Origin of the sequence: Corynebacterium sp. (genome assembly GCF_030826625.1) — a bacterium.
Taxonomy (GTDB): Bacteria; Actinomycetota; Actinomycetes; order Mycobacteriales; family Mycobacteriaceae; genus Corynebacterium.
This window is the reverse complement of record NZ_JAPJNQ010000117.1, coordinates 1-3,593: the sequence shown is the minus strand read 5'-3', so window position 1 is coordinate 3,593 and position 3,593 is coordinate 1. Positions and strand designations below refer to the sequence as shown.

Below are 3,593 nucleotides of genomic sequence, written 5' to 3'. Positions count from 1 at the left end.
CAGGTTGAACGCTTCAAAGCCGCCGGTGCTACCCGCTACAACCACAACCTGGAAACCGCGCGCTCGCACTTCCCGAACGTCGTGACCACCCACACCTGGGAGGAGCGCCGCGAGACTCTGCAAAACGTGCGCGATGCTGGCCTGGAGGTTTGCTCCGGCGGCATTATCGGCATGGGCGAAAGTTTGGAACAGCGTGCGGAATTCGCTGCTCAGCTGGCAGAAATTGAACCGCGTGAGGTTCCGATGAACTTCCTGGACCCACGCCCAGGCACCCCGTTTGCGGATTACCCACTGGTTCCACTGGGCGAAGCACTGCGCGCGGTTGCCATGTTCCGCCTGGCGATGCCACGCACCGTCATCCGCTTCGCCGGTGGCCGCGAACTTTCGCTGGGCACCGAAGGCTTCGAGAAGGGCCTGCTCGGCGGCATCAACGCCATCATCGCGGGTAACTACTTGACGACGCTTGGCGAGCGCATCGAAACCGACATGGAGACCTTGAACCGCATCGACCTGCCAATCAAGGCTCTGTAGACACAGGTTGCGCAGGCAGAAACTAAACAGGCCGAAAATAGAGTTATAGGCACTAACGACAATGGCACGAGCGAAAGACCCCGCGCTGCAGACCAAAAACTCGCCACTGGCGCTGGCGATGTGCGGCGACGATGAGCCGATCTTCCACCCGAATACCGGCACCGAGATTGCCTCGGGTGAAGAAATCCGGCTGAGCCCCTCGCAGCAGGCTGGCTACGATGCACCGCGTTTTTGCCAGCTATGTGGGCGACGGATGAAAGTACAGATCCGTCCCGACGGTTGGCATGCCGAATGCTCACGGCACGGGTTGGTAGATTCTGAATGGATCTTCGAAGCGGAATTGCGCCGCAAACTCGGGGCGAAAAGCTAGCGAGCGCCCTTTGATTCGCTGCCGTGCGGCCACCGGGGGCTAGACTGGCTGGGGTGAGTTTCCCACCGCAGAGATCCCACCCGTCGGCTGATTCGCAAACAGGATTGAGCAACCACGTTTCTGCAGCTATCAACCGCGCTCACCGCGGTGCGGTGCGTTCTATGGAACGAGTGGTAGAAGAAACGGCACGCCCGCACCCCTACCCGGAAGTCGTCGACAAGATCGTCGACCAGCTAAACCTGGGCCCGGCAATGGTGCTGACTGGGGCAGGGGTCTCAACTGATTCTGGGATTCCGGATTATCGCGGGCCCAAAGGCAAAATGAACACCCATCGGCCGATGACCTACCAAGAATTCTGCTTCGACCGTAACGCTTCGCACCGCTATTGGGCGCGCAGTTTCGTCGGCTGGCGGCAATTGGACCGCGCCAAGCCAAACCGCACGCACTACGCGCTGGTCGAATTAGAGCGCGCCGGGTTTGTGCACGGCGTGTTGACGCAAAACGTCGACGGATTGCACACCGCAGCTGGGCAAGAAAAAGTGGTCGCGCTACACGGCAATTTAGATTCGGTTTCGTGCCTGGATTGCGGTTTCAGCGAAGCCCGGCAGAGCCTGGACACGCGATTGGAAGCTGCGAACCCAGGTTATTTGGAACAGTTGTTATCTGAGGTCACGCAGGTGAACCCGGACGGCGATGTGGATTTGCCAGCTGCGGCGATCCGGAAATTTCAGATGGTTGGGTGTGTGCGCTGCGGGGCGCTGCGGCTGAAGCCCGATGTGGTGTATTTCGGTGAGGCGGTCCCGGAAGAGCGTAAAGCGGCTGCACGGGCGATGGCTGCGGAAGCGTCGTCACTGATCGTGGTGGGATCTTCCTTGGCGGTGATGAGCGGCTACCGCTTTGTGCTGGACATGCTGTCCAGTGGGCGTCCAGTGGCGGTGATTAACGGTGGTCCGGGCCGGGCTGATGCGCGGGTGGATGTGCTGTGGCGCAGCCAGGTTGGCCCTGCCTTTGATGAGCTATTGGACCGACTCGCTCTCTAGTTCTTTTTCCAGCCCAGTGCGAATGAGCGCGCGCACGTACTTGTTGATGGGCATATCCTGGTGCTGCACATGCGCGCGCGGGAAGATGTCTTGCACCCACACGTTGCGCACGCGGTCGGCCGGCCCGTTGAGAAAGCAGGTCTCGGGTGGCTGGACGACGGTATCTTGTCGGCTGGCGAGGCAGGTGTAGGAGACGCCGTCGTCAAGCTCTTCGTCGTCGAATACCTCGAAGATTTCTGATCCGGTGATCTGTTGGAAACCCACCGGCCCGAACCAGGAACGGATCAACGAGTGCATGATGTTTTCGGTCAGACCATTGGAAGCCAGCGGGCTTAGGATGCCGCCCATGGTGGTGCCATGATTCGGCGCGGAGAGGCTGACGAGATGTTTAACGTGCGCGGGATTGCCGGAGGTGCGCATCCAGTAACGGGCGAGCAGGCCACCTTGTGAATGTCCGATGAGGATTACTTGTTCTGTGCCTGTGACCGTGCGAACTGCCTCGATATAGGCGCCGAGTTGGAGAGCGGATTCTTGCATGGCGGCGGTGCCACGTTTGCCGTAATCCGGGGCGAACACGCACCAGCCGTCCTGGCGTAGTTCGGTGCCGAGTTCTTGCCACACGCCTTTGGTGTCGACGGTGCCGTGGATCAAGATGATCGGCCAGGGGCGTTGTGCGCTGGGGCGGGTGGACCAATCGTCTTCGAAGATCCCGCGAGGCTTAAAACGGGCCCCGAGTGGTAGGTGCAGTGAAGTGTCGAAGTTGTAGTCGGATTCGTCTTGGCCGTTGTGGTGTGCGGAGTGTGCGCCACGTGCATTGAGCGACTCCGCGATCTCGCTGAGCACGCTGTCTGGAATTTTAGTTGCCGAGACTTCTGTGGCGTGCGCGGCGAGTTTTTCCGGCAATTTGGAGGCGGGCACGCTGAACGACGGGGAGGTGAGTTCTGTCCACTGTTGGCTCAGGTGCCTGCGCAGGGAGTTTTTCAGGCGGGTTAGGGAGTTGCTGACAGATTCGGTGAAGGATTCTGCGTTGTGCTGCTCTGCGTCGTGCTCGGTGTGGAGTGTGGTGTTGTGTTTGGTCGTGCTGCGTTTGGTCGTGCCCTTGTCGGTCGCAGGATTATGTGCTTCACGTGCCATAACTCGTACCTAATTTCTCGAGACTGTTGTGAGCTGGAGCGTGCGCTGGAGTTCCTCGTTAGAGCTTGTGGCCAGAACCCGTGGCCAGGATTCGTGGTTAGAGTTCGTGGCCAGAACCTGTGGATGAGCGTAGGTTTATGCAGGAACTCAGTGCAGAGAGATCTCTAGTCGCAGAGATATCTCTAGTCTAGGCCTGATTGACGCGCGCGGAGCGGCAATAGTGGGCGTCGAAAAGCCAAGTTGAAACATAAGGGCGTGTGACCTGCAGAAACGCTCAAGACTTTAGATGGATGAATAAAAATACAAAAGTTTTAGTTAAAGGGGTTGACAACCCTTAGTATAGGGCCGTAAGGTGAGGGTTACCTCAAGAGGTGATGGAGGGGCAGGCTCCGGCTCAACCATCTAAAATAATCAGTCATGGGAATAGAAACAACCGTCGGCGAAAGTCGGCGGTTGTTTCTTTTTGGGGTTAAACGACAAAAAGTGTGTGCCAAACCCCGAATATCTACACCCCTAGC

4 protein-coding genes are annotated in these 3,593 nt (G+C 58.6%); 3 read left to right on the top strand and 1 reads right to left on the bottom strand.

Going from position 1 to position 3,593, the window contains the following annotated elements:
* The 3 genes from RCH87_RS10285 to RCH87_RS10275 form a co-directional block, all read left to right on the top strand.
* Window positions 1–531: radical SAM protein (locus RCH87_RS10285; protein ID WP_373690983.1), on the top strand; the 531-nt coding region annotated here is incomplete at its 5' end.
* Window positions 532–649: 118 nt separating this feature from the next.
* A complete protein-coding gene (locus RCH87_RS10280; protein WP_373690984.1) occupies window positions 650–901 on the top strand; it encodes a hypothetical protein in 252 nt (83 codons plus the stop codon).
* 161 nt (window positions 902–1,062) lie between these two features.
* Window positions 1,063–1,941, top strand: a complete 879-nt coding sequence (locus RCH87_RS10275) for a Sir2 family NAD-dependent protein deacetylase (protein ID WP_306516604.1) — start codon at window positions 1,063–1,065, stop codon at window positions 1,939–1,941.
* On the opposite strand, the gene RCH87_RS10270 is transcribed toward RCH87_RS10275, so the two are convergent.
* Entirely contained in the window at window positions 1,918–3,075 is a 1,158-nt protein-coding gene (locus RCH87_RS10270; RefSeq protein ID WP_306516602.1) for a triacylglycerol lipase, read from the bottom strand. The two genes, RCH87_RS10275 and RCH87_RS10270, sit on opposite strands and share 24 nt — an antisense overlap.
* Window positions 3,076–3,593 lie beyond the last annotated feature (518 nt).

Coding starts and splice junctions, on each gene's coding strand:
- RCH87_RS10280 (WP_373690984.1), top strand. CDS start 650: ATGTGCGGCGACGATGAGCCGATCTTCCACCCGAATACCGGCACCGAG.
- RCH87_RS10275 (WP_306516604.1), top strand. CDS start 1,063: ATGGAACGAGTGGTAGAAGAAACGGCACGCCCGCACCCCTACCCGGAA.
- RCH87_RS10270 (WP_306516602.1), bottom strand. CDS start 3,075: ATGGCACGTGAAGCACATAATCCTGCGACCGACAAGGGCACGACCAAA.